The organism is bacterium, from assembly GCA_017744355.1.
GTDB lineage: Bacteria > Cyanobacteriota > Sericytochromatia > S15B-MN24 > UBA4093 > JAGIBK01.
This window is the reverse complement of the sequence record JAGIBK010000003.1, coordinates 1-24,157: the sequence shown is the minus strand read 5'-3', so window position 1 is coordinate 24,157 and position 24,157 is coordinate 1. Positions and strand designations below refer to the sequence as shown.

The 24,157-nt window shown below is 65.1% G+C and carries 19 protein-coding genes and 1 rRNA gene; 11 read left to right on the top strand and 9 right to left on the bottom strand.

Annotation, left to right across the window (positions count from 1 at the left end; genetic code table 11):
* Positions 1-4: 4 nt before the first annotated feature.
* Complete coding sequence (locus J7643_08990) at positions 5-1,516, bottom strand: MFS transporter (GenBank protein ID MBO9540710.1); 1,512 nt, start codon at positions 1,514-1,516, stop codon at positions 5-7.
* Between the two features lie 169 nt (positions 1,517-1,685).
* Here J7643_08990 and J7643_08985 point away from each other — a divergent pair, with 169 nt between their 5' ends.
* From J7643_08985 to J7643_08975, 3 genes are all read left to right on the top strand, one after another.
* Positions 1,686-3,326, top strand: coding sequence for an ABC-F family ATP-binding cassette domain-containing protein (locus J7643_08985; protein ID MBO9540709.1), 1,641 nt, complete (start codon positions 1,686-1,688; stop codon positions 3,324-3,326).
* 75 nt (positions 3,327-3,401) lie between these two features.
* Positions 3,402-4,400, top strand: coding sequence for an amidohydrolase family protein (locus tag J7643_08980; protein MBO9540708.1), 999 nt, complete (start codon positions 3,402-3,404; stop codon positions 4,398-4,400).
* 91 nt (positions 4,401-4,491) lie between these two features.
* Positions 4,492-4,833, top strand: a complete 342-nt coding sequence (locus tag J7643_08975) for a hypothetical protein (GenBank protein MBO9540707.1) — start codon at positions 4,492-4,494, stop codon at positions 4,831-4,833.
* A 70-nt stretch (positions 4,834-4,903) separates the two neighbouring features.
* Here J7643_08975 and J7643_08970 read toward each other — a convergent pair whose 3' ends face one another.
* Positions 4,904-5,623: a hypothetical protein gene (locus tag J7643_08970; protein MBO9540706.1), complete on the bottom strand. Its 720-nt coding sequence runs from the start codon at positions 5,621-5,623 to the stop codon at positions 4,904-4,906.
* Between the two features lie 206 nt (positions 5,624-5,829).
* Between J7643_08970 and J7643_08965 the strand changes: the two genes are divergently transcribed.
* On the top strand, positions 5,830-6,810 hold the full coding sequence (locus tag J7643_08965; protein MBO9540705.1) for a hypothetical protein: 981 nt from the start codon (positions 5,830-5,832) through the stop codon (positions 6,808-6,810).
* 53 nt (positions 6,811-6,863) lie between these two features.
* Here J7643_08965 and J7643_08960 read toward each other — a convergent pair whose 3' ends face one another.
* Positions 6,864-7,517, bottom strand: coding sequence for a response regulator transcription factor (locus tag J7643_08960; protein ID MBO9540704.1), 654 nt, complete (start codon positions 7,515-7,517; stop codon positions 6,864-6,866).
* Positions 7,510-8,994, bottom strand: coding sequence for a HAMP domain-containing protein (locus tag J7643_08955; protein ID MBO9540703.1), 1,485 nt, complete (start codon positions 8,992-8,994; stop codon positions 7,510-7,512). The genes J7643_08960 and J7643_08955 overlap by 8 nt, the downstream gene beginning before the upstream one ends.
* 104 nt (positions 8,995-9,098) lie before the next feature.
* Between J7643_08955 and J7643_08950 the strand changes: the two genes are divergently transcribed.
* Complete coding sequence (locus J7643_08950) at positions 9,099-9,839, top strand: 1-acyl-sn-glycerol-3-phosphate acyltransferase (GenBank protein MBO9540702.1); 741 nt, start codon at positions 9,099-9,101, stop codon at positions 9,837-9,839.
* Positions 9,840-9,850: 11 nt separating this feature from the next.
* On the opposite strand, the gene J7643_08945 is transcribed toward J7643_08950, so the two are convergent.
* From J7643_08945 to J7643_08930, 4 genes are all read right to left on the bottom strand, one after another.
* Positions 9,851-11,608, bottom strand: a complete 1,758-nt coding sequence (locus J7643_08945; GenBank protein MBO9540701.1) for a hypothetical protein — start codon at positions 11,606-11,608, stop codon at positions 9,851-9,853.
* Between the two features lie 108 nt (positions 11,609-11,716).
* Positions 11,717-12,166, bottom strand: a complete 450-nt coding sequence (locus tag J7643_08940; protein ID MBO9540700.1) for a hypothetical protein — start codon at positions 12,164-12,166, stop codon at positions 11,717-11,719.
* 83 nt (positions 12,167-12,249) lie between these two features.
* Positions 12,250-14,001 (bottom strand): DEAD/DEAH box helicase family protein, encoded by a 1,752-nt coding sequence (locus J7643_08935; protein MBO9540699.1) that lies wholly within the window; start codon positions 13,999-14,001, stop codon positions 12,250-12,252.
* Positions 14,002-14,098: 97 nt separating this feature from the next.
* A complete protein-coding gene (locus tag J7643_08930) occupies positions 14,099-14,692 on the bottom strand; it encodes a cob(I)yrinic acid a,c-diamide adenosyltransferase (protein MBO9540698.1) in 594 nt (197 codons plus the stop codon).
* Positions 14,693-14,781: 89 nt separating this feature from the next.
* Between J7643_08930 and dusB the strand changes: the two genes are divergently transcribed.
* The 4 genes from dusB (at position 14,782) to J7643_08910 (ending at position 20,918) form a co-directional block, all read left to right on the top strand.
* Positions 14,782-15,789, top strand: coding sequence for a tRNA dihydrouridine synthase DusB (gene dusB, locus J7643_08925; protein ID MBO9540697.1), 1,008 nt, complete (start codon positions 14,782-14,784; stop codon positions 15,787-15,789).
* Between the two features lie 117 nt (positions 15,790-15,906).
* Complete coding sequence (locus J7643_08920) at positions 15,907-16,908, top strand: hypothetical protein (GenBank protein MBO9540696.1); 1,002 nt, start codon at positions 15,907-15,909, stop codon at positions 16,906-16,908.
* 132 nt (positions 16,909-17,040) lie between these two features.
* Positions 17,041-19,590, top strand: coding sequence for an alpha-glucan family phosphorylase (gene glgP / locus J7643_08915; protein ID MBO9540695.1), 2,550 nt, complete (start codon positions 17,041-17,043; stop codon positions 19,588-19,590).
* A gap of 167 nt (positions 19,591-19,757) precedes the next feature.
* Positions 19,758-20,918 carry a glycosyltransferase family 2 protein gene (locus J7643_08910; protein MBO9540694.1) on the top strand — a complete coding sequence of 387 codons (1,161 nt, stop codon included), beginning with the start codon at positions 19,758-19,760 and terminating at the stop codon, positions 20,916-20,918.
* Between the two features lie 55 nt (positions 20,919-20,973).
* Here J7643_08910 and J7643_08905 read toward each other — a convergent pair whose 3' ends face one another.
* Positions 20,974-22,752 (bottom strand): M3 family oligoendopeptidase, encoded by a 1,779-nt coding sequence (locus J7643_08905; protein ID MBO9540693.1) that lies wholly within the window; start codon positions 22,750-22,752, stop codon positions 20,974-20,976.
* Between the two features lie 234 nt (positions 22,753-22,986).
* On the opposite strand from J7643_08905, the gene J7643_08900 reads away from it, so the two are divergent.
* Entirely contained in the window at positions 22,987-23,526 is a 540-nt protein-coding gene (locus J7643_08900; protein MBO9540692.1) for a hypothetical protein, read from the top strand.
* A 445-nt stretch (positions 23,527-23,971) separates the two neighbouring features.
* Positions 23,972-24,157: ribosomal RNA gene (locus J7643_08895) — 23S ribosomal RNA — on the top strand; the annotation flags it as partial.

Genomic DNA, 24,157 nt, shown 5'->3' with positions numbered 1-24,157 from the left:
GGCACTAGACGGTCGCGGGCTTGGGCAGACGGGTGACGACAGCGTTGTAGGCGATGAGGCCCACCATCGAGGCGATCCCGATGGCGCCGAAGACGAGCCAGATGTGCTCGGGGTGGTGCATGGCGAAGAGCATCTCGGTGACCTGACGCGGGGTCTGGCCGAGCTGGGCCGCGAGCGTCTCCATCACCTGGTTCTTGGGGATGGCGGCGATCGCCTCGGGGGTCATGTGGAGCTTGTCGGCCATGTAGGCCTTGGCGAGGGTGGTCTTGTCGGCGTAGGTCTGGTACATGTGGCCGCCCAGCGAGCTGCCGATACCCCAGCCGATGGCGTTGGGGACGTTGGCGTAGCCCATGTAGAGGCCCATCTTGTCCTTGGGGGCGATGGCCGCCAGGTACTCGAGCTTCTTGGGGCTCGCCATCATCTCGCCGATGGCGAAGATGAAGATGCCGAGCATGCAGTAGGCGCCGACCATGGTCGAGCCCGAGAGCACGATGCCGATGGTCGAGACCAGGATCCCCAGGATGATCGAGTGGATGGGCTTCATGCGGCTGAAGAGGGCGGCGATCGGCACCATCAGGAAGACGATGGCCCCGGCGTCGATGTTGATCATCCACTCGGGCTGGATCTGGCCGCCCGCCAGACCGTTCTGGAGCATGGTCGGATTTCCAAGCGTTTTGCCCAGCCAGGCGAGCGTGCCCGAGGTGTCGACCCAGTCGTCGATGAAGTTGGGCAGCAGGTCGAAGAGCTGGTTGAACATCAGCCAGTAGCCCGAGAACAGCACCAGGAAGGCCGCAAGCCGGGGCTCGAAGACGTTCTTGACCGACGAGAAGAGGATGCCGACGAACTCGGTGACGGGCGAGGGGCGCTTGCCCTCGAAGGCCGGCCGTTCGGGCTCCTTGAACATCAAGAGGATGATGAAGTTGAGCGCGACCAGCGCGGCGTTGGCATAGAAGACGTGCGCCCAGCTCATCATGCGCAGGTAGCCCGCGGCCCACGGCCCGATGAAGCCGCCCACGTTAACCATGGCGTAGAAGATGCCCCATGCGACGGAGGCCTTGTTGCCCAGGTTGGCGTTGGCGATGATGCCCTGGACGCCGGGCTTGAAGACCGCGGTCCCGGTCGCCAGCAGCATGCAGCCGAGGAAGAAGCCCCCGTAGCTGTGCTGGGTCGCCATCAGGAGGTAGCCCACGATCTTGATGAGGATCGAGAAGGCCACCGTGCCCTTGTAGCCGTAGCGATCGGCGTAGCCCCCGGTGAAGAGCGGCAGCAGGGATTGGACCATCGCCCAGGCGGCGTAGATGCTGCCCTTCTGGACGTGGGTGAACTCGAGGCCGCCGTTGGCGACCGCATCCACGATGTAGAGCGACAGCACGGCGCGCACGCCGTAGTACGCCCAGCGTTCGATGAGCTCCATGACGTTGGCGGCCCAGAAGGGGCGACCGAAGGATTTGACCTGGTGGAGGAAGCCCTGTTGCTCGGCCGCCGGCCCGGCGACGCTCTGCTCGTTGGTGACCACGTAGACTCCGCTGTTTCTCCCCCGGTTGGCGGGGGTGGTTTTTGGGGGGCAAGTGGATGGGGCGAATAAGCTCTTATTCTACCAGCAAAGCCGGATGGGGAGCCATTCGTGGTAGAATACCAGGCTGTGCAATGGCCAGACGTTTGAGAAGGGCGAGAGCAGAGGGTTCATGATCGCGTTCAATTCGGTTTCCAAGTTCCAGAGCAAGAAGTTCCTGTTCAAGGACGCCAGCTTCCAGATCAACCCCGGCGAGCGGGTGGGTCTGGTCGGCCCCAACGGCGCCGGCAAGACGACCCTCTTCCGCATGATCATGCGCGAAGAGAGCCCGGACGAGGGCTCGATCACCGTTCCCGAGCGCTTCACCATCGGCTACTTCTCCCAGAATCCCGCCGGGGTGGTCGAGATGAGCGTGCTCGAGGCGGCGCTCGCCGGCTGCGGCGAGGCCCATCGCCTCGGCGCCCTGATCGAGGAGCTCTCCAACAAGCTCTCCGACCCGGATCTCGAGGACATGGACAAGGTGCTCGAGGAGCTGGGTGAAGCCCAGAGCGCCTTCGAGGCCCTCGGCGGCTACGACCTGGAGCAGCGCGCCCAGGAGATCCTGAGCGGCCTCGGCTTTTCCGCCGAAGAGCAGCAGCGCCAGGTCGCGAGCTTCTCGGGCGGCTGGCGCATGCGTATCGAGCTCGCCAAGGTCCTCCTGCAGAACCCCGACGCCCTGGTGATGGACGAGCCTACCAACCACCTGGACGTGGAGTCGATCATCTGGCTCGAGGAGTTCCTTGATCGCTTCAAGGGCGCCATCTTCATGACCTCGCACGACCGCGACTTCATGAACCGCCTGGTCAAGAAGATCGTGGCGGTCGAGTACGGCGGCATCAGCGTCTACTCGGGCAACTTCGACTTCTACGAGGCCGAGGCCGCCCAGCGCCTCACCAACCTGGAGGCCGCCGCCAAGCGCCAGGAGAAGGCCCTCGAGAAGGAAGAGGAGTTCATCGCCCGCTTCAAGGCCCGCGCCTCGCACGCGGCCCAGGTGCAGAGCCGGGTCAAGATGATCGAGAAGATGGACCGCATCGAGGTGCCCAAGGAGCTGCGCGCCGTCGACTTCCAGTGGCCCGCTTGCCCCCGCAGCGGCGAGCAGGTCGTCTCGGTCTCGGGCGTCGGCAAGGCCTACGGCGACAAGACGGTGCTCAAGAACGCGGGCTTCGAGGTCAAGCGCCTGGAGCGCGTGGCGCTCCTCGGCGTCAACGGCGCCGGGAAGTCCACCCTGCTCAAGATGATCGCCGACCAGCTCACGCCCGACGAGGGCGAGGTGAAGCTGGGGGCGAGCCTCTTGCCCGCTTACTTCGCCCAGCACCAGACCGAGATCCTCGACGGCAACAAGACCGTTTATGAGACGGTCCAGGAGGCGGCGCCTACCACCTCGCGCTCGAGCATCCAGAACATCCTGGGCTCGCTGCTCTTCAGCGGCGACGACGTGGAGAAGAAGGTCTCGGTGCTCTCGGGCGGCGAGAAGACCCGCCTGGTGCTCGCCCGCATCATCGCGAATCCGGTCAACTTCCTCATCCTGGACGAGCCGACCAACCACCTCGACATGCGCACCCGCGAGATCCTGCTCGAGGCCCTCAAGACCTTCGAGGGGACCCTGGTCTTCGTCTCGCACGACCGCCACTTCCTGCGCGACATCGCCACCAAGGTCATCCTGATCGACCAGGGGACCACCACCGAATACCTGGGCGGCCTCTCGCACTTCCTCGAGAAGAACGGGAACCGCTTCCCGGGCTCGCAGTTCGGCCAGACCCTGCGAGTCGGCTAATCGAGCGGAAAGGCGACGGTTTATCCTGCGCTCCGTAGCGGGTACGATGGTGCCCGCTACGGAGAGGATAAAGCCATGGCCAAGTATCGCGGTCCACTGATCGATTATCACGCCCATCTCAAGGGGGAGGGCGAGATCGACATGAGTGGTATCCCCCAGTACCCCATCCTTCACAAGCTGGCGGATGCCCTGGAGCCCCTGCTCTACCGGGGGGTGAACCTCTTCGCCCGCCACGGCCGCAGCCCGCGCTTCCACCGCCTCTACCGGGAGTTCACCTACCTGGGCTTCCACGAGCTCTTGCGCCTGCTCAACAAGTACCGGGTGGACAAATTCATCGAGAGCATGGACCGCAACGGGATCGAGCGAGCCGTGGTCTGCGTGATCGAGCCGTTCATCGGCACCATCGAGGTGCTGGATGCGATCGCGCCCCACCGTGATCGCATCTCGGTCTACTGCGCGGTGGATCCCTACGAGCCCCGTTTTCTCGAACGCCTCGCCTTCTACGTGGAGACGGGCCAGGTCGTCGGCCTCAAAATCCACCCGCCGGTCGCAGGGCCACACCCGGCGAGCACCGAGCTGATGGAGATGGGCGCCTTCGCCCAGGCGCACGCCTTGCCGGTCTTCATCCACGCGGGCACCTTCCCCTTCCCGATGCACCCGCACCACGACGACGTGGAGGCCCTCGAGCCGTTCATCGCGCGTTACGACGGCATCCCGATCGTGCTGGGGCACATCGGCTGGGACCAGCACGAGAAGGTCCTGCGCCTCGGGGAGAAGTACCCCCACATCCACGTGGAAACCTCCTGGCAACCGCCTGCCATCATCCGAGAAGCGATCGATCGCCTCGGTAAGCACCGGGTGCTCATGGGGTCGGATTTTCCGCTGCTGTCGCAAGAGGTGGCGCTGCGCAACGTGCTCGAGGCCGTGACCCCCGAAGAGGGCGAGTGGATCTGCCATCGCAACGCCGAGCGCATGATCGCTCACCACGCCATGCATCACCCGGTTCACCTGACCCTGCCGGACCCGTTCTTGACGGAGATCGAGCCCTTCCGGGACAGCGGCGGCGTGCGCTGACGCGCGGCCTGCGTGAAATGGCGCAGGTAAGGCTCGCCAGAACTGGGTATCATGAGCCTGGAAGGCCGCAGACACGAGCAGGAGGCCAGGCGTGGCGGGCATCGATTCCAATTACCTGTTCAAGCTTACGCAGGAAGACGAGGAGCGTCGCAAGCTGCTGCTGCAAGCCCTCGCACGCGTCAACGCACAGCGTCAGGAGGCGGCGACCGCCGTCACCGAGGACGAAGAGCAGGCGAACGCGCTCGGGTCTGGGTTGCTCGATCTCTCTTACTACGCCGACTCGTTTGCGGCCGAGGGCTCGGGGGATCGCATCGAGCGGATGCAGCAGGCGATCGCGCGGGCGCAGGGCGTCGGCGACGGCCTCACCGCGACGGGTGATACGTTGTTCCAGAACCTGGCAGCGACACTCGCGGGCTTCGAGCCGAACCGCTAGCACTAGCACCAGACGAGAAAGGCCAGGGGCTCCCGCAAAGGGAGCCCCTGGCCTTTGAGCGTGCAGTGGCCTACTTGGTGTAGGACTTGAGCAGGATCTCGGTGCTATCGGTCGCGATGCCACCGCCGTTTGCCGAGCTTGTCGAGACCTCGGTGCTCTTCACCCCCAGATAGCCCATCCCCTTGGCGACCCACTTGAACTTGGGCGTCGCGTTCGGGGTGGCTTCGAGGGATTGAAGCTTGAGGGTGTTGAAGCTCTCGGTCGCGGCGGTGACCGACTCGGCGCCGACCCGCTTCATCGTGACGGCCCCCATGGATCCGGTCGCTGTGGTCACGACCGTGCCGGCCTCGGTGAAGGTGTCGTTGGTGTAGAGCTCCTTGGTGGTCACGATGGGGCCGTTGGTATTGGGTTTCTCTTGCCGGGTGAGTTCGATCCCGTTGTTCTTGACCACCATCGAAACGGTCGCATACGGCACGTTGTCGACCGTTGCCGTGACCACGGCCTCGGTGCTGGTGAGCTTGGTGGTCTTGAGGACCAAGGCCGAGGAATCGGTCGCGGTTTCCGTCCCGCCAGGCAGCGCGGTGATCGTGACCCAGTCGTACGTGTAGGTCCCATCCAGCTTGTGCGGGAACAGGTACTCCTTCGCGAGGTTGGGAGTGGCCGTCGGCCCGGTGCTGGGGGTCGCGGTGGGGGTGGGGCTGGGATTGTTGCCGGGGCAGCCGGCCAGGAACAAGGTGGCGCCGAGCGTGGCGGTGACGCTGGCGATGGCGACGTAGTGATGCTGCTTCAAGGGGCGATCCTCCCTATTAAGATGGCGACATCGGTCGGTGTTTTTAAATTTATTATTTAACTTATATTAAGTTTCGGCAACTTTGTCCAGAGGGAGCCGGTGCGTGTTTTCTACTGGTGACGGCCGCAGGATGTATGATTTATTAATCATATGCTTAAATGGCGATAAGCCTGTAAAGTTGTCCCTTTCACCATGGAGAAACGTACATGTACCATTCGTTCCGCGTTGCAGCGATCGCGCTCACCGCGCTCGTCGTGGGCTGCACCAGCACCCCGACCTCGACCCAGACCAACAACAACCAGAACAACAACCAGAACAACAACGCGACCGAGGTCAAGAAGACCATCTCGGGCAAGATCACCCGCAACGGCATGGCCAACCCGAAGGTGATGCTCGTGACCACGCACGGCGACACCATCGCGGAAGCCGCGACGGCCTTCATGTCGCTGCCTGGCAGCTCGGATAGCGATCGCTACCCCGGCTTCACGGCGGTCAAGCCGGGCAGCGACAACACCTACAGCACCGAGCTCAAGCTCGGCAGCAAGGCTTATACCTACGGCATGCTCGTCTGCTGGAACGACGCGAACGATGACGGTAAGTTCAGCAACGACGAAGTGGCTGGCTCTGCGTTGGCCTACAACAACCAGGCCAAGGTCGATTTCGTGCTCTCCAAGACCGAGTACAAGGAGTACGTCGCCGATCAGCAGGTCGACGTCAAGGCCGCCTACGACTGGGCCTTCCAGGAGATCAAGCAGTCTCTGGTCCTGAAGATGGCCAACAGGCCCGCCAACGGGAAGTTCGCTTTCCTGACGGTCGAGGGCGCTACCGACGCCGAGCTCCGGACTGCGCTCGATGCGCTCTCCGTCACCACCGACGGTGTCCTGGCGCCGAGCGCTACGGTTATCGCACCGGCAGGCGTTGGTGATACTCACACCCTGGAAATCAAGCTTGGCGACAAGCCCTACAAGGCCGTCTCGGTCCTGGGCTGGAACGATGCCAACAGCGACGGCAAGGTGCAAGCCGACGAGCTGAGCGCGGATCCCAAGGCCACCGTCGTCGGCTCGGAGGCTGCGATCACCTTCCGCCTCTCGAGCACCACCCCCAACGACATCAAGGTGCTCACCTCGGATAACGTGACGGATGCCGTGTCCGAGTACACTTGGACCTTCACCAACGATAATAAGTAGAACGTAGCGCCACAAAGCGAAAGACCGCCGGGGGATTCCCCGGCGGTCTTTCTTCAGTCCAGAAGCCCTTTTCGGATGGCGTACTTGACCAGCTCCGAGCGCTGGTGGATGCCGAGCTTGTCCATGATGTGGGCGCGGTGGGTCTCGACCGTGCGCACCGAGATGACGAGCAGCCGCGCGATTTCGGGGTTGGTGTGACCCTCGGCGATGAGCTTGAGGATCTCGCGCTCGCGCTCGGTGAGCTTGCCGTACGAGTCGCTGGCCTCGCCCGCTTCGACCCGCTCCAGGTAGTCCTGCACCAGCATCTTGGTCACCGAGGGGCGCAAGAAGGCGCCGCTCTGCATGACTTGGTGGATGGCGTCGATGAGGTCGGTGTCGGCGGCTTTCTTGAGCACGTAGCCCGATCCGCCCGCCTTGATGGTCCGGAAGAGGTAGGCCTCGTTCTCATGCATGGTGAGCATGAGGACCTTGATGGGGGGGTGGCGCTTCTTGATCTCGGCGGTCGCCTCGATACCGCCCATCCCCGGCATGGAGATGTCCATCAGCACCAGGTCCGGCTGGAGCTCGCCGGCGAGACGGACGGCCTCCTCGCCCGTGGTGGCTTCGCCGATCACCTTGATGTCGGCCTCGGCGTTGAGGAGCATCTTGAGCCCGCTGCGCAAGATCGCATGGTCGTCTGAGATGAGCACGCGGATGGGATCAGCCATGGGTGGGGTCTCCTAAGTCGAGGGGAATGCCGAAGTGGACGTTGGTGCCCCGGCCGGGGGCGGAGTCGATGGCGAAGGTGCCGCCCAAGAGGCCCACGCGCTCCTGCATGCCGACCAAGCCCAGGCTCTCGCGCCCCTTGGAGTGGAGGGCGGCCGCGGGGTCGAATCCGACCCCGTCGTCGCTGACGCAGGCGGTGAACTGGCCGTCCGTCTGTGCCAGGCGGATGACCACGTGACGCGCCCGGGCGTACTTGGCCACGTTGGTGAGGGCTTCCTGCACGATGCGGTAGACCGAGGTCTCGACCACTGCGGGCAGGCGATGGTCGAGACCCTGGACGGCGACCTCGGAGCGCACGCCGTGTGCGGCTTCGAAGTCCTTGGCCTGGGCGCGGACCGCGGCGACCAGCCCCAGGTCGTCGAGCATGGCCGGTCGCAACTCGACCGAGAGGCGGTGCACCTCGTCCAGGGTCTCGTGGAGCAGGGCCTGCAGCCCCTCGATTCCCTCTTGGATGCTCTCGGGGGAGTGGGCCTTGCGGAGGACCTTGAGGCCGACCAGGAGCGAGGTCAGCGACTGGCCGGTCTGGTCGTGCAGCTCGCGCGAGATCCGGCGGCGCTCGTCTTCCTGCGCGCTGATGAGCTTCTCGAGGAGCTGGCCACGCAGGCGATCCTTCTCTTCGAGGGCGGTCTTCTGGGCCGCGAGGCGATCGGCGATCGCCTTGAAGTCGGTGGCGAGCCGGCCGAACTCGTCGCTGCGGCGCGCCTCGGGCAGGTTGGCGGCGGCCTCGCCATGCTCGGCCAGCGTCCGGCTCGCGAGCGTCAAGCGGCGCATGGGGGCGGTGATCTCGCGGGTGAGCCAGGTGAGTGCGACGAGGGCGAGCAGCATGGCCGTGCCCGAGATCGAGAAGATGCCCCAGGCGTGCTTCTGGAGCATGTCGGAGATCTGCTTGAGCGGGATCCCCCGGACGAAGGCGCCGAGCAATTGCCCGTCGGCATCGCTCAGCGGGTGGATGGCGACCACGTAGGAGGTGCCGTGAATGGTGGCGAGCGTGTAGCCCTCTGTCTGGTCGGCTCGAAGGCCGGCGAGCAAGCGCAGGGCCGCGTCGTCGCGCTGGCCGTCGAGGCCCGCCACCGCAATGGGGCGATCGCCCGCGAAGACCGCCGAGAAGCCGCCCATCAGGTCCACCATCTCGGTGCTCGCGCGCAGGGCGACCTGCGGGTCGAGCCGGGGAGGGCCGCCGTCCAGGCGAATCTCGTAGAGGCGCTCGAAGACCTTGAGCTCGTTGTGGGCCTGGCGGTGCATCTGGCTGCGGAGGCTGTCCTCGGCGCTGACGTAGGTGGTCGCCGTCAGAGCACCCGCCACCATGAGCACGGCGGTGGCGCCGGTGAAGAGCAATTTGCGACCCAGGCTCAGGTTGTGGTACGCCCGGCGTAGGAAGTTCAGGCGGGCACGGGTCTTTTCGCGGGTGGTGGGGCTCATAGGTCCTTCTCTCCTCGCTCCATGCTACCTCAGGCGCGCGGATCTGGCAGCCCTTGTGGCGGCGGTGCGGCGCGACTAGGATCCGCCCGAGAGGGGACGGGCTCATGGAAAGGAAGCGTTCAGGGCATTGGCTGGCCCCTGCCGAGTACGGCCAGGAGATTGCTTACGAGGCGATGCGGCATGCCATCGCGCCGGTCTTGCGCCGGATGATGGCCTGGATCGAGGCGACCGGCACCGAGCACATCCCCGAAGTGGGGCCCGCCCTGCTGGTCTCCAATCATCGTAGCCTGCTGGACCCTTTGCTCATCGCCCTGAGCCTGGAGCGGCACGTCCACTTCGTGGCCGATTCGTGGCTCGGGCACGTGGCCCTGTCGCGCTTCCTGCGGGCGGCAGGGGTGATCTTCCTGCCGTCTCAGGTGCACCGCAGCCATGCCATGATCACGCAGGGCGCCGCGGCCCTCGCCGACGGCGAGTTGCTGGGGATCTTCCCGGAAGGCATGGACAACTTCACGGCCTGGACGCCCCCGCGCGCGGTGGGGCATTTTCACACGGCGTTTGCGCGTCTCTGGTGGGAGGTGCGGGACTACGCAGTGCCGATCGTGCCCGTGGCCATCGTGGGCTCGCCTTGCGAGCGGCGCCTCACGGTACCGGCAGCGCTTGTGCGAGCCTTCGATCGCGGGACCTCCCACATCGAGAGCCCGACCGTTGCGGCGGTCTTCTATGAGAGTGCTCGGATCCGCTTCGGCGAGCCCCTGATGCTGCCTACCTTCAAGACCGAAGCGGAGGCCGTGGCGGGCATCGTTTCCCGGAGCCGGGCGGCCGTTGCGGCCTTGATGGCGGGCTGAGCCTTATTTCGCTAGTGCCAGTGGCGCTCGAAGGGGCCCTTCTCGCGCTGCGAGACCAGGTAGTAGTCCTGGACGGCGAGCACCAGGCGGCCTCGACGCCCCATGGGGGCCTTCCATTCGAGCAGCGCGAACTCGCCCGCTTCGGCGAGCTTCCAGCTGAGGCCCCAGCGCTTGAGCGAGGGGAACATGCCCTGCGCCACCGCCACCAGGTGGTGCCGGGCGCTGACCCGCGTGAGCTTGGCGCAGACCGTGCAGTGGCCCTGATGGGCGCGGGCGCAGCGGATGCAGCTGGGCATGCCGCACGCCTCGCAGGGCGTGGCGTGGGAGTGGCAGTGACGCTCGTTGCAGGCCGAGCAGGTGAAGGTTTCCTTCTGGAAGACCTGCGCATGGCAGCTGTTGCAGGCGATCGCATGGTCCGGACAGATCATGCCGCGGCCCGAGGGGTTGGGCCGTAGCTTTTCGCGCGCGGTGGTCTTGCCGCAGGCGTCGCAGGCCATGGCGCACACCACGCAGTACGAGACCTGGCTCAGGTGGCAGCGCTGCACCGCGTCGTGGGGTACCAGCACCCCGCAGCGCGAGCAGGGCTCGGGATCGGGCCGCTGGGCGCTGGGGTAGTCGAGCCGCCAGGTGCAGCGCTCGCAGATCGCTTGGCCCTCTTCCGTGAGGCCGGGAGTCCCGTGGGTCATGGGCAGGCCGCAGGTGGGGCAGTGGAGCATGAGCAGCTCGCCCGTCACGGGGACGTAACGGACTTCGAGGGTGCCCCGGCGATCGCCCTGGACGAGCTCGAGGGCGTAGTGCACCACGTCGAAGGTCACGTACGCGACGCTGACCAGGGCCGTCTCGACCGTGACCTCGTGGCGGGTGCGCTCGGCGTCGAGGCGGGCGCGCTCGGCGTCCTTGATGCGCTCGCTTTCGAGGTCACGCCGCACGCGCAGCTGCTCGATTTCGACGGCCACCTTGGCCGCCTCTGCCTGGAGCTTGGCGATCGCGCCCGGCAGCTTGGTCTCGCGGGTCTTGTAGGCCAGGTGCTCCAGCTTGGCGTCGAGTTCGGCTTCCTCGGTGCGGAGGATCTGGGCGATCTGTGCTTCGAAGTGGCGCCGCAGCCGCTCTTCGGCCTCGTGGAGGCGCGGGGCGAGCTCGGTCTCGAGGGCCAGGCCGCGTTCCTCGGTGCGCACGTCGACGCAGGAGAGGGCCTGGGCGTGGAGGGTCTCGATCGGAAGCAAGCGCGGATCCTGCGGCGGATCGATGGGGATCGAGTGCAGGGTGTAGAAGGCGTCCGAGAGCGCGTCGAGCCGCTCGCCCGTGATCGCGTCCAGCAGGTCGTGGTGCAGCTCGTCGTGCCGGGCGGCCATGGCCGGCGCCTCGAAGGTCACCCGGTGCGAGAAGCCCACGGCCGTGCGGGGGGTGACGGCGATGAGCTTCGCGCCCTGCACGCCGTAATTCGGGAGCTTGGCCTGGAAGACCTGGGCGATGTGCGCGACGGGCTCGGCGACCACGTGGCGATAGGCGACGGTACGGGCCTTGGTGCAGGTTTCGAGGATGGCGCGCCACTGAGGGGCGGTCCGCCCCATGGCGTTGATGTCGCCGCTCGGCGCCGCATCGGCGCTCAGGGGGTCGAACGAGATGCTCAGGGGGGTGTAGCCGTCGACGCTGCGGCGCTCGGGAAGGCGGACTTCCCACGTGCGGGCCTCGGCATCGAGCGGGGTGAGCTCGGCGCCGAGGCTGCGATAGTAGTCGAGGGTAAAGCTGCGGATCGAGGGTTCCTGCATCGTCAACTCCCGTGACGCGGGCGCATCAGCCGCTCGTTGAGGGCGGTAATGCCGATCGTACGGGCTTTGCGTCCGAAAGTCTGTGACGGATGCTCCTCTAGCGATTGATCAGGGGTTGAGGCGGGTCGTCTCCTTGTCGTCCGCGTAGACTTCCACCTGGATCTTCTTCTGCATGATGGTTTCGATCTTGGCCTTGAAGTCGCTGGCGAGCTTGGTGGCCTCGGCCTCGCGCTTGGCCTGGTCGGTGATCTGGGCGTAGGCGGGCACGATGAGGCGCCATGCGGGCTTCTTGGGGGTTTTGCGGATCTCGATGCCCTGGCTCTGCAGCTCTTCGAGCACGTCGTTGAGCGAGTTGACGACGATCTGCTTCTGGGCCTTGAAGCGCTCGCGCTCCGCGTCCTTGGCGGGATCGCCGGTGCTTTGCAGGTCAAGGCTCTGCGAGGCGGCCGCGGATTTGGTCTGGGCGGGATCGGTCGCTGCTTTCTTGGTTTGGCTCTGCTTGCAGGCGCTCAGCGAGAGGGCGAGGGCCAGGACGAGGGGGAGGGCGATCATGCGCATGGGGCACCTCCGAGGAAAAAGAATGCTTGCTTTACCTAGTTTAATGAAGTTTTGTTAACTTGCAAGCAGTTTTTCGGCGGGTGCTAGGACGCGCTCTCTCCGGGCTGGATGGCCGAGAGATCCAAGAGGGCGAGGGTCTGGGAGTCGAACTCGCGGATCTGGTCGGCGGCGGCCTTCGCCATCTCGAGGTTGCGGCCGAGGGTCTCGAAGCCCGCTTCGAGCTGACCGCGCTCCTTGGCCTGGGCGATCAAGGAGATGATGGTCTTCTCGAAGCTGTCCGAGCCCTTGAGGTTGGAGAGGATGAGGTCCGTATCGCCGACGGCCTGGGTGAAGAGCTCGATCTTCTGCTCGAGGATTTGCAGGACGTAGTCCTCGATGGTGCCCTGGATCGAGAGGTTGATGATCAGGACGTCGCGCGTCTGGCCGATGCGGTGGACGCGGCCGATGCGCTGCTCGACGCGCATGGGGTTCCAGGGCAGGTCGTAGTTCACGAGCACGTGGCAGAACTGGAGGTTGACGCCCTCGCTGCCGGCGTCGGTGCAGAGCAGCACGTCGGCGTCCATCTTGAACTCGGCGACGACGCGGTCCTTCTCCTTCTGGCTCATGCGCCCGTTGAAGATCAGCACCTTGAGGCCGTCGGCCCTCAGGCGCTCGGCGAGGAAGTCCTGGGTCTCGTAGAAGCCCGTGAAGACGATCGCCTTGTCCTGGACCTTGGAGAGCACCGAGCGCAGCGCGTCGAGCTTGGAGGAGCCCTGGATGGAGCGGGCGAGGGCGGCGATGCGCCCCAGGTCCTCACCTTCTTCGACGGTGGTATGGGTGGCCATGGTCTCGGCGCTCTTGGCGAGCGCCTGAGGGCTGCTCGAGAGCATGCGCGAGAGGCGGATGAAGGCGAGGGTCTTCTGGCCCTTGGCCTCCTTGGCGCCGAGCCCCTTGGCCACGTACTCGACCACCGCGTCGTGGAGGCGCATCTCCTCAGAGCTGCCCTGCAGGCGGACGGTCTCGACCTTGCGATCGACGAACTTGATCCCGACTTCGCTGCGCCGGTGCCGGATCATGACCCGGGCGAGCAGATCCGAGAGGGCCTGAGGGTTCTTGAGCACGCGTCCCTTGGCGTCTTCGATGAAGCGGGCGCGGAAGCTCTCGAGGCTGCCGAACATGCCCTCGCTCAGCAGCTCGACCAGGTTGTACAGCTCGAACAGCGAGTTCTGGATCGGCGTGGCGGTCAAGAAGAGCTTGAAGCGGGCCTCGAGGGTTTTGACGAACTGGTAGGCCGCAGTCTGGGAGTTCTTGAGGCGGTGCGCCTCGTCCACCACCAGCATGTCCCACTTGCGGGCGGCGATCTCCTTGGCGTTGCCGGGGTGCTTGGCGGTGTCGAGGGAGACGATCAGGCGCTCGTGCGCTCCCCATCCCTTGAAGGTTTCGTCGTCGTCCTTGTCGGCGACCACGAAGGCCTCGCCGAACTTGGATTCCATCTCGCCGCGCCACTGGGTCGTCAGCGGCGCCGGGGTGAGGATCAAGACGTTCTTGACCAGGTTGCGGACCAGGTATTCCTTGAGGATGAGGCCGGCCTCGATGGTCTTACCGAGGCCCACCTCGTCGGCGAGGATGGCGCGACAGTGCATGCGGTTGACGGCGGTCATGACCGCATCGATCTGGTGGGGAAGGACCTGGATCCGGCCCGCCTTGAGCTGGTCGAGACTTTGCAGCTCGTCGATGGCCCCCCCCAGGCTCAGGAGGTGGGCCTTGACGCAGACGGTCTGCCAGCTGGCGGAGTCGAAGTCGGAGCGGGCCAGCCGATCGAGCTGACCGCTGGCGTCGGAGTAGACGCGTCTCATGGGGATCCTTCCACGCGATTCTCGGAGGCGGAAACCCCAGCCTAGCGCGAACCCCAGCCACCGGGCGGTGACTGGGGTTACAGGGATTAATCTTGGACTAATCTTGTTTGGTTGCCTTGGCGGCGTTGGCCTTGAGGCCCTGGGGCACCGGGCCCGCGGGCTCGGCCTGGCCCATCACCTGGTTGACGTAGCGGGCGCAGACGAACAGGAAGTCCGAGAGGCGGTTGAGGTAGCTGATCACCAGGGGGTTCAACTCGTCCTGCCCGGCGATGGTGACGCTCTGACGCTCGGCACGACGGGCCACGGTGCGGGCCACGTGCAGGGCGGCACCCGAAGGGCTGCCGCCGGGCAAGAGGAAGCTCGTGAGCGGGGGCATGCGGCCTTCGAGGGTGTCGATGGCCTCTTCGAGGGCCTGGACGTGCTGCTCGGTGGTCTCCCAGCCCGGGCGCCGGCCGGCGGGCGTCGCAAGCTCCGCGCCGACGTTGAAGAGCACCTGCTGGATCTCGTTCAGGTAGCCGCGCACCTCGGTAAGGGTGGCCTCCTCAGGCAAGAAGCTGACGGCGAGGCCGATCGCCGAGTTGGCCTCGTCCACGGTGCCGTAGGCCTCGACCCGCAGGTCGTCCTTGGGGACGCGCTTGCCGAAGAGCAGCGAGGTCTGCCCCTTGTCGCCGGTCTTGGTGTAGATCTTCATCCAGTCCTCTTTCTGTTGCGTCGTCGCGGATCGCCCCCATGGTACCGGGAGGCGCGCGCCTTGCCAAACGGGCGTGTTAGAATGGCGCAATGCGTGATCATGTCTTGAAGATCGGCAAGCTCGAGCTTGCTAGCCCCGTGATCCTGGCACCCATGTGCGGGGTCTGCGATTTCCCCTTCATCCGCCTGATGCGGCGCTACGACCGTGAGAGCCTGGTGTTCCACGAGATGTTCAGCGCCGTCGGCCTGATGAACATGCACAAGCGCAAGGACGCCCCCGATCTCACCGTGCCCGAGGATCTCAAGCCCCTCGGCCTCCAACTCTTCGGCCACGAGCCGGACGTGATGGCCGCCGCCAGCCAGCGACTGGTCGAGTTCGGCGCGGCCGTCGTGGACATCAACCTGGGTTGCCCGGTCCCCAAGATCACCAGCGGTTGCGACGGTTCGGCCCTGCTCAAGGAGACCGCCCTTCTGGAGCGGATCCTCAAGGCCATGGTCAAGGCTGTGCCCGATACCCCCGTCACCATCAAGATGCGCCTGGGCTTCTCGGATGACCACCAGAACTATCTCGAGGTCGCCAAGCTCGCCGAGCAGGCCGGTGTCGCCGCCATTACGGTCCACGGCCGGACGCGATCGCAGATGTACTCGGGCCAGGCGGACTGGGACAAGATCGCCGAAGTCGCCCAGGCCGTTTCCATCCCGGTCATCGGCAACGGGGACGTGGCGGATCCGGTCCAGGCCCTCCAGCGGATGCGCGACTACGGGGTCGCCGGGGTCATGATCGGGCGTGGCGCTCAGGGCAACCCCTGGATCATCCCGCGGATCGCTCACTACGCGCGCACCGGCGAGGTCCTGCCCGAGCCGGGCCCCGTCGAACGCCTGGAGGTGGCCCTCGCCCACGCCGACATCCTGATCGCCGAGAAGGGCGAGCGCCAGGGCGTCTCCGAGAGCCGCAAGCACATCACCTGGTACACCCGCGGCATGATCGGCTCGGCAGAGCTGCGCGCGGCCATCAACGCGACCAAGACTCACGCCGAGCTGGTCGAGGTGGTGCGGACCTTCATCGATCGCCTGTCTGGATCCGCTCTGGCGTCCTGAAGTCGATCTGGTTTTTAGCAAGACTTTAAAGTTAATTTAGCCTCACTTGCGTCAGTTCGCCCCGGTGGCAACGGATAGTGAGTTAACAGCTGATTCAACGTACCAGGAGGAGGCCGCATGCTGAAAAGAGCGATGAAAGGAATCGGGGCCCTGGCCCTGCTGACCCTGCTCTTGGCGGGGTGCGGACAGGCCCCGGCCACGACCGGCGGCAATCGGCAATTTCCTGGTCCCGGCGATGACGACAGCACGCCCCGCGGCGGCATCACCCAGTTTTACACCCGCAACGTGGTGTATCGGGTCGACGAGGACATCGTGGTCGGCATGCCCGACCTTATCGCGGACCTTCAGGTCAAGCGTCCCAACCAGCCCCTCATCCCCGCCAACAAGGAAGATTTCGTCGTCAACATCCACACGGGCAACCTCGTGATCGAGGATGCCGCCATGACCGCGATCTTCAACAAGTACGTCTTCAACTACGAGGGCAGCCCCTTGAGCGATCTGAAGATCGCGAACAAGGACGGCAAGGTCACCATGTCCGGCACCATGCACAAGGGCATTCCGCTGCCCTTCTGGATGGAAGGGAGTCTCTCCCCCAACGGGGCGGGCCAGCTGATCCTCAAGCCCGAGAGCGTCAAGAGCGCAGGGATCCCCGTCAAGGGCATCATGGACGTGATGGGCCTCGAGATGGCCAAGCTGATCAACTCCAAAGCCGCCGGGGTCAAGATCGACGGCAACAACATCGTCATCTATCCCGACAAGCTGCTGCCGCCTCCTGCCATCAACGGCTTCGTCACCGGCGCGCGCGTCGAGAACGGCCGGGTGGTCATGATCTTCGACGACAAGGTGCGTCGCCCCTATCCGGACGTCGCGGAGCCCCAGGCCAAGAACTACCTGCTCATGTGGGGCGGGGCGGTGCTCATCAACAACCACCTGATCCTCGATGCCAAGCTCCAGATGATCGATACCACTCCCCAGGATCCGATGAAATTTTACATGCCCGTCTACCGTGAACAACTGGCCGCAGGCTACGTTGTGGCGGATCGTGGCTACACCATCGCATACGTGCCGGACGTCGTCGGCACCACGGTCGATATGCCCCGCTATCGTCCGCGTCTCTAGGGAGTTTCAGCCAATTTTGGGAGGTCCGCCGGGGATGTGGTATGATACGCCCTGAGCGATGGCGCGGTGACTTGTTAGAGTCATGCCGCGCCATTTGTGATTTGAGACGTCCCACCTGAAGGAGAAAGATACTTGAATCTTCTAGGCAGAGTGTCGGTCTTTCCGTCGTTGCCCGAGCGCATCCGGCGCTTCGATGAGCTGGCCCACAACATGTGGTGGAGCTGGAACCCCGCGGCACAGGAGCTCTTCAAGGCCCTGAGCGCGGAGCTGTGGGAGAAGGTCTACCACAATCCGGTCAAGCTGCTGTGTGAGGTCAGCCAAGAGCGTCTCGATGCCCTTGCTGGCGACCGTGAGTTTCTCAAGCGCTACGACGAGGTCCTCGACCTCTTCGATGCGTACATGCAGGACGAGGCCACCTGGTTTGGGCGGACCTTCCCTTCGCACCGCGGGGATGTGGTCGCCTACTTCTCGGCCGAGTTCGGTCTGCATGAGTCGCTGCCCATCTACTCGGGCGGTCTCGGCATCCTCGCCGGCGACCACTGCAAGTCGGCGAGCGACCTGGGTCTGCCCTTCGTCGGCGTCGGCCTGCTCTACAACCAGGGCTACTTCCGCCAGCGCCTCAACGTCGAGGGCCGCCAGGAGGCGATCTACGACAAGCTCAACTTCAACGAGCTGCCCATCCAGCCCGCTCGCGACCTGGACGGCGATGAGGTGATCATCGGCGTCGAGCTTCCCGGCCGTCGCGTCTTCGCGAAGGTGTGGGAGGTCAAGGTCGGTCGCATCTCGCTGTATCTGCTCGACACCGACATCGAGCGCAACTCGGCCGAGGACCGGCGCTTCTCGGCGCAGCTCTACGGCGGCGACCACGACATGCGCATCGCCCAGGAGATCATCCTCGGCATCGGCGGCGTCCGGGCCCTGCGTGCCCTCGGTATCGCGCCCGCCATGTGGCACATGAACGAAGGCCACGCGGCCTTCCTCGGCCTCGAGCGTGCCCGCGAGCTGGTCAAGGCCGAAGGCCTGACCTTCTACGAAGCCATGGAAGCCGTGGCGGCCAACGCGGTCTTTACGACCCACACCCCGGTGCCCGCGGGCAACGATGCCTTCGCCTTCGACATGATGGAGAAGTTCTTCCGCTCCTTCTACCAGGAGCTCCGCATCACCCGTGAGGAGTTCCTCGCGATCGCCCGCCAGGACACCATGGGCGGCCCCGCGCTGTTCAGCATGACCGTGCTCGCGCTGCGCATGTCGCGTCGGGCCAACGGCGTCTCCAAGCTGCACGGCGAAGTGTCGCGCGACATCTGGAAGGACCTCTGGCAGGGCGTGCCCGTCAGTGAGGTGCCCATCACCCACATCACCAACGGGATTCACACCGAGACCTGGCTGGCTCCCGAGATGGCTCAGCTGCTCGACGCCTACGCCCCGGCGTGGCGCGACCAGGTGGATGCCCTCGAGAGCTGGGACGCCGTCAGCAAGATCCCCGACGGGGAGTACTGGGCGGCGCGCCGCACCCTCAAGGTCAAGATGATCGAAGAGGTTCGCGCCCGCTTGCGCGCCATGCGCCTGCGCCACGGCGAGAGCCCCGCGCGCATCCGCGAGGTCGACACCATGCTCGACCCCGACGCGCTGACCATCGGCTTCGCGCGCCGCTTCGCGACCTACAAGCGCGCGACCCTGCTGTTCCGTGACCTGGACCGAATCAAGGCCATCCTCCACAAGGCGGATCGCCCGGTGCAGTTCATCTTCGCCGGCAAGTCCCACCCTGCCGACGAGCCTGGCAAGAAGTTCATCCAGGCCATCTACGAGTACGCTCAGCAAGAGGGGCTCGAGGACAAGATCGTGATCGTCGAGGATTACGACATGAACCTCGCGCGCTTCCTGGTCCACGGGGTGGACGTGTGGCTCAACAACCCGCGCCGTCCGCTGGAGGCCTCGGGCACCAGCGGCCAGAAGGCCGCCCTCAACGGTGTCCTCAACTTCAGCGTCCTGGACGGCTGGTGGTGCGAGGGCTACAACGGCCAGAACGGCTGGAGCATCGGCGAGGAGCGCGACTACAAGGACCTCGAAGAGCAGGATGACGCCGACAGCGTTTCCATGTACCAGACGCTCGAGGACCAGATCGTGCCTCTCTACTACGATCGCAACGCTCAGGGCGTGCCCGCGGCCTGGATCCGGCATTCCAAGGAGGCGATCCGGACCCTGGCCCCGGCTTACAGCACCCGCCGCATGGTTCAGGATTACAGCCGCGAGCTGTACGTGCCGGCCATGGAGCACGGCGTCAAGCTCGCCGAGGATTCCTTCGCCCTGGCACGTCACCTCTCGCACTGGAAGGGGATGGTCCGCCTCAACTGGCACCAGATCCACCTGGAGGCGAGCGGGCCGCGCGAGCAGCGCCTGACGGTCGGCGAGGCGGTGAGCCTGGAGGCTCGCGTTCGCTTCGGGGGCCTGGATCCCGCCCACTTCGTGGTCGAGATCTGCCAGGGCCGCGAGGTGGACGGCACGGTCAAGCGCTTCGAGGTCACTCCCATGAAGCGCGCCGCCCGGGTGTCCGAGGGCGTCTACGCCTACGAGGGTCGCCTGCACCCGAACACCGGCGGTAGCTATAGCTACGGCGTCCGCATTCGGCCCGCTCACCCGGCGCTGATGGACGACAACGAGGTGGGTCTGGTCCGCTGGGCCTAGCGCCTGCGGCTTTTGATCCAGCTTCGGCTCTGAGCGAAGGGGTGGCGCGATTGCGCCGCCCCTTCGCTTTTTCGCTCGCCAAGATTGTTGGCGGTCATGCCCTGCCTCGCGGTGGGGGCGATGGCTACAATCGGGACGCTACTCCTGAGTGAGGAAGGAGGGCGTCCGTGCTGAACGCCTGGGCCTGGGTCCTGTGGGGGGCGCTTGCCGTTACGTTCTACGCCTACGTGGGCTACGGGCTGATCATCTGGCTCATCTCGCGCCTGGTGCGCGACCCCTCGCGCCTCTCGGCCGACTTGCCCTCGGTCTCGGTGGTGATCGCCGCCTACAACGAGGCCTCGATCATCGCGGCGCGTATCCACAACGCGCTCGCGCTCGACTATCCCACCGACCGCCTCGAGGTCCTGATCGTCACCGACGGCTGCACCGACGGCACCGAGGACGTGGTGCTCGCGGTGGAGGACCCGCGGGTGCGCCTCCTGCACCGCATGGAGCGCTCGGGCAAGGTCAACGCCCTTAACGCGGCCATCCCCCAAGCGCATGGCGAGATCGTGGTCGGGTCGGACGCCAATTGCTTCTTCGAGGCCGATTGCCTGCGCTTGCTGGTGCGCCACTTCGGGGATCCGCGGGTGGCCATGGTCGCCGGCGAGAAGCGCATCCACCAAGGGGCGGGCACGGTCAGTCTGGGCGAGGGGCTCTACTGGCGCTACGAGTCCTGGCTCAAGCGCCTCGACTCCAAGGTCTCGACGGCCCTCGGCGCCACGGGCGAGGTTTTCGCCCTGCGCAAAGCCTGCTTCGAGCCCCTGCCGACGAATGCCATCATCGAGGACTTCATTCTCTCCATGCGCCTGGTGATGGCAGGACGCCGAGTGGCCTATGAGCCTGCGGCGACGGCCAGCGAGGATGCATCGGCAAGCTTTGCCGACGAGTTCAAGCGCAAGGTGCGGATCGTCGCGGGGGGGTGGCAATCGGTCGTTCGCCTCTGGCCCCTGCTCACCCCGCGTTACGGGCTGGTCGCTTTCCAGTACGTTTCTCACCGGGTGCTGAGGTGGATGGTGGTGCCCTTTGCTTTGCCGCTCGCCCTGATCGCCAATGGGGTGCTTGCCTGGCACGGTCAGTGGCGCTGGCTGTTTGCGCTTCAGCTGGTCTTCTACGGCCTGGCGCTGGTGGGCTACTTCCTGCAGCGCCGAGGCATCCGCTGGATGATTGCTTACGTCCCCTTCTACTTCACCTTCCTGAACGTGGCCGCCCTGGCGGGAGCCTGGCGTTACGTGCGTGGGCGTCAGCCGGTGACCTGGGAGAAGGCCCAGCGATTGGGTACGCCCTGAACGGCCACTGCTGTAAATGAAAGCGCCTCGCCAATTTCGGCGAGGCGCTTTCGGCTTAGAGGGCGGCTTCGTATTCGGCGAGCATGCCGCGCAGGATGGTGAGGCCCTTCTGCCAGAAGCCGGGGTCGGTGATGTCCACCCCCACCCGGCGCAGGATGGCGGCGGGCTCGTCCGAACCACCGGCACGCAGCACGTCCAGCAGCTTGGGAACGAAGGAGGGGCCTTCCTCCTTGTATTGGTGGTAGAGGGCGTAGACCAGGAGCTGGCCGAACGCGTAGGAGTAGCAGTAGAAGCGATACAGGGCGAGGTGAGGCACCGTAACCCAGCCCCACCGGTCGTAGGCGTCCATCCGCACGCCCTCGCCGTAGAGGCGCGCGTTCTCCTCGCTCCAGAGGGTGCAGAACTCCTCGGCGGCGAGTGGGCCTTCACCCCGGCGCGCATGGGACCGGAGCTCCCAGCGGGTGTACATCACCTGGCGGAAGATCGTGTGGACCGCGTCTTCGAGACGCTTGGCGAGCAGTTGCAGGCGCACGGCCGGATCCTTCTCGTCGGCCAGGAGGCGATCGAGAACCACGATCTCGGCGAAGGTCGAGGCGGTCTCGGCCATGGGGGTGACGGCCCCGTAGTTGAACAGGCTCTGCTCGCTAGAGAGCACGTTGTGGATCCCGTGGCCCAGCTCGTGGGCGAGGGTGGTCACGTCCTCGAGGCGGCCGTTGTAGTTGAGGAGGATATAGGGGTGCAGGCCGGGGACCATCCCCGCGCAGAAGGCACCGCCGCGCTTGCCCGGAGCCGGAGGCACGTCGATCCAGCGACCGTCGAAGAAGCGGCGGGCGATGGTCTCGAAGTCGGGGCTGAAGCGGCCGAAGGTATCGAGGACCGTCTCGCGAGCCTGGTCGAAGGGGATGGTGCGGACGGTCTCGGCGTAGGGCGCGAGGGTGTCGTAGAAGGCGAAGTCCTGGATGCCCAGCGCCTTGGCCTTGAGGCGGTAGTAGTGCTGGACGATGTCGTAGTTGGCCTCGGTCGCGCTGAGGAGGGCCTCGACCACGCCTTCGCTCAGATCGTCGGCGAGCAGGGTGGGGGCGATCGCCGAGCCGTACTTGCGCAGCGCGACTTCCTGGCCGTGGTCCTGGTAGACCGTGTTGAAGAGATAGCTGAGGACATGCCCGCGCTCGGCATGGGCCTTGAAGAGGGCACGGGTCGCTTCCTCGCGGACGCGGCGATCGGGATCGGCGCGCAGGCTCCGCATCTCGGCGACGGCGTAGTCGCGGGTCTCGCCGCGCACCGTCACGGGGATGCGCATCCCGGCGCTGATCTCGGTGTAGAGCTGCCCCCAGGCGGCGGTGCCCGTGAGGTCCTTGACCGCGGCGATCCGCTCTTCGGCCTCTGTGAGGGTGTGGGGGGCGAAGCGACGCAGGGTGCGCAGGTGGTGGCGGTAGGCCTTGAGCTCGGGCGCATCGGGCAGGGGCGCGAAGCGCTCCTCGGGCATTGCCTTGATCTCGACGTCGAAGAATTGAATCTGGTTGGCGATCGCGGTGCCCTCGGTCCGGAGGCGATCGCTCAGTGCCTTGTGTTGCTCGTCCTCGGTGTTGGCCGAGAAGAGCAGGGTGGCGTAGCCCGCAAGCTGGTACATGCGCGAGGAGATCTCCTCGAGCTCGACCAGCGCGTCGCGCAGCGCGAGCGGCGAGAGATCGAGCACCCTTCCATGGAAGCGACGTCGGAAGTCGCCCGCATCGTTGCGCAACTGGGAGAGATCCTGCTCGATCCGCGGATCCAAAGGACCGTCGTATAGATCGCGAAGATCCCAGCGGAGAGTGGGTTCGGCGGCGAGGGTCATGGGGCCTCCTCAGCGTTGCTCAACGTGCGATGCACGATGATACGCCCCTTCCAAGTAAGGGTCAACGTCGTGGGTTCAATTCATGGGGGTCATGCGCGCGCGTCGTGGGGCTCTATAGAACTTACCTTCACTTTAACGGGGACTTAATCCTGGAGCCGCAAGCCTGTTTTGCCTCCGCGCCATAACACTTTCAGTACAGTCGCTTCGGCGAACGGTTGAGAGGGAAGAGTAATGATGGGACGCAAGCCAGTCGTTTCGATGATGCTGACGGTGGGAGTGTTGACGCTCGCCCTGGCGACGGGCTGTGGCAGGCGTCTCGAGGGCAACATGGTAGAGCCCCCCGAAACTCCCGCCACCACCGAGCCCACCCCGGCTCCGGTCGCGACTCCGACCCCGACGCCTCAGCCCGGCAACCCTGGTAATCCTTCCGGCGGCGGTGGCACGACCGTTCAGGGCAACCTGATTCTCGGCACCCCGATCGTCAAGGGCACCGGCTCGGCTCTCTCCCTTTGGACCTACCGCACGGTCATCACCACTGTCGACGTCATCAACCCCGCCAGTGGAGCGCTCAGTGGCGAAGTCACATGCTACTTCGGAGCGGGCACCGATGCCGAGGACATCCAGACCAAGACGGTCACGGTGATGCCTGGTCAGAAGCAGACCCTCACCTTCGAGAAGACCGGTATGTTCGCAAGCGCCAAGGCGCGCTGCGACGTCAAGACCCACAACACCAGCGGTGGGATGAACAGCAACGGCTATCCCCAGTACTTCTAAGTCTCAAGAGCAGGAGCCCCCGCGCGTCAGCGCGGGGGCTCCTGCTCTTGAGATAAGCTCTTCCAAACCGGATCTAAATCTGGATTTAAAAAAGTGCTTGACTCCTGAATCGCGCCGGAGCTAATATACATCTCATCGAGAGCGACGCAAGCCGCCTCTAACCCGCCCGGTAAAAGCCTTTCACTCGTTCGAACCCTGCTCGATTGTGCAATCGTCACGAATTCAGGGGTTGACAAGACCGAAAGCCCGGAGCTAGAGTGGGGATTCTGAAAAAAACGAAATCGGCCGAGAAAACTCGGTGTTTGGTTTGAAGTCTTCTTCCTGAGGATTTCAAACCGGATACGAATCCGGTCTGCACTTTGACAACTGCATAGGAGAAGACATTATCCCAATTAGATACGAAAGTATCAGATTGGATAATCCAAGGTTGAATAGAGCCAATGTAGGTCAAGCTACAAAGGGCGTACGGTGGATACCTTGGCGCCAGCAGCCGATGAAGGACGTGGCAGGCCACGATAGTGTGCGACGAGCTGTCAACAAGCGTTGACTCGCACGATTCCGAATGGGGCAACCCCGCCAGGGTAATACCTGGTGACCCGTAACTGAATCCATAGGTTACGAGGAGGTAAGC

Bases quoted from the DNA above. Each gene is read 5' to 3' on its own strand.
- J7643_08940 (MBO9540700.1), bottom strand. From the start codon at position 12,166: ATGCGCATGATCGCCCTCCCCCTCGTCCTGGCCCTCGCCCTCTCGCTG.
- J7643_08900 (MBO9540692.1), top strand. From the start codon at position 22,987: ATGGGACGCAAGCCAGTCGTTTCGATGATGCTGACGGTGGGAGTGTTG.
- J7643_08920 (MBO9540696.1), top strand. From the start codon at position 15,907: ATGCTGAAAAGAGCGATGAAAGGAATCGGGGCCCTGGCCCTGCTGACC.
- J7643_08955 (MBO9540703.1), bottom strand. From the start codon at position 8,994: ATGAGCCCCACCACCCGCGAAAAGACCCGTGCCCGCCTGAACTTCCTA.
- J7643_08905 (MBO9540693.1), bottom strand. From the start codon at position 22,752: ATGACCCTCGCCGCCGAACCCACTCTCCGCTGGGATCTTCGCGATCTA.
- J7643_08930 (MBO9540698.1), bottom strand. From the start codon at position 14,692: ATGAAGATCTACACCAAGACCGGCGACAAGGGGCAGACCTCGCTGCTC.
- J7643_08985 (MBO9540709.1), top strand. From the start codon at position 1,686: ATGATCGCGTTCAATTCGGTTTCCAAGTTCCAGAGCAAGAAGTTCCTG.
- J7643_08960 (MBO9540704.1), bottom strand. From the start codon at position 7,517: ATGGCTGATCCCATCCGCGTGCTCATCTCAGACGACCATGCGATCTTG.
- J7643_08980 (MBO9540708.1), top strand. From the start codon at position 3,402: ATGGCCAAGTATCGCGGTCCACTGATCGATTATCACGCCCATCTCAAG.
- J7643_08965 (MBO9540705.1), top strand. From the start codon at position 5,830: ATGTACCATTCGTTCCGCGTTGCAGCGATCGCGCTCACCGCGCTCGTC.
- J7643_08945 (MBO9540701.1), bottom strand. From the start codon at position 11,608: ATGCAGGAACCCTCGATCCGCAGCTTTACCCTCGACTACTATCGCAGC.
- J7643_08950 (MBO9540702.1), top strand. From the start codon at position 9,099: ATGGAAAGGAAGCGTTCAGGGCATTGGCTGGCCCCTGCCGAGTACGGC.
- J7643_08935 (MBO9540699.1), bottom strand. From the start codon at position 14,001: ATGAGACGCGTCTACTCCGACGCCAGCGGTCAGCTCGATCGGCTGGCC.
- dusB (MBO9540697.1), top strand. From the start codon at position 14,782: ATGCGTGATCATGTCTTGAAGATCGGCAAGCTCGAGCTTGCTAGCCCC.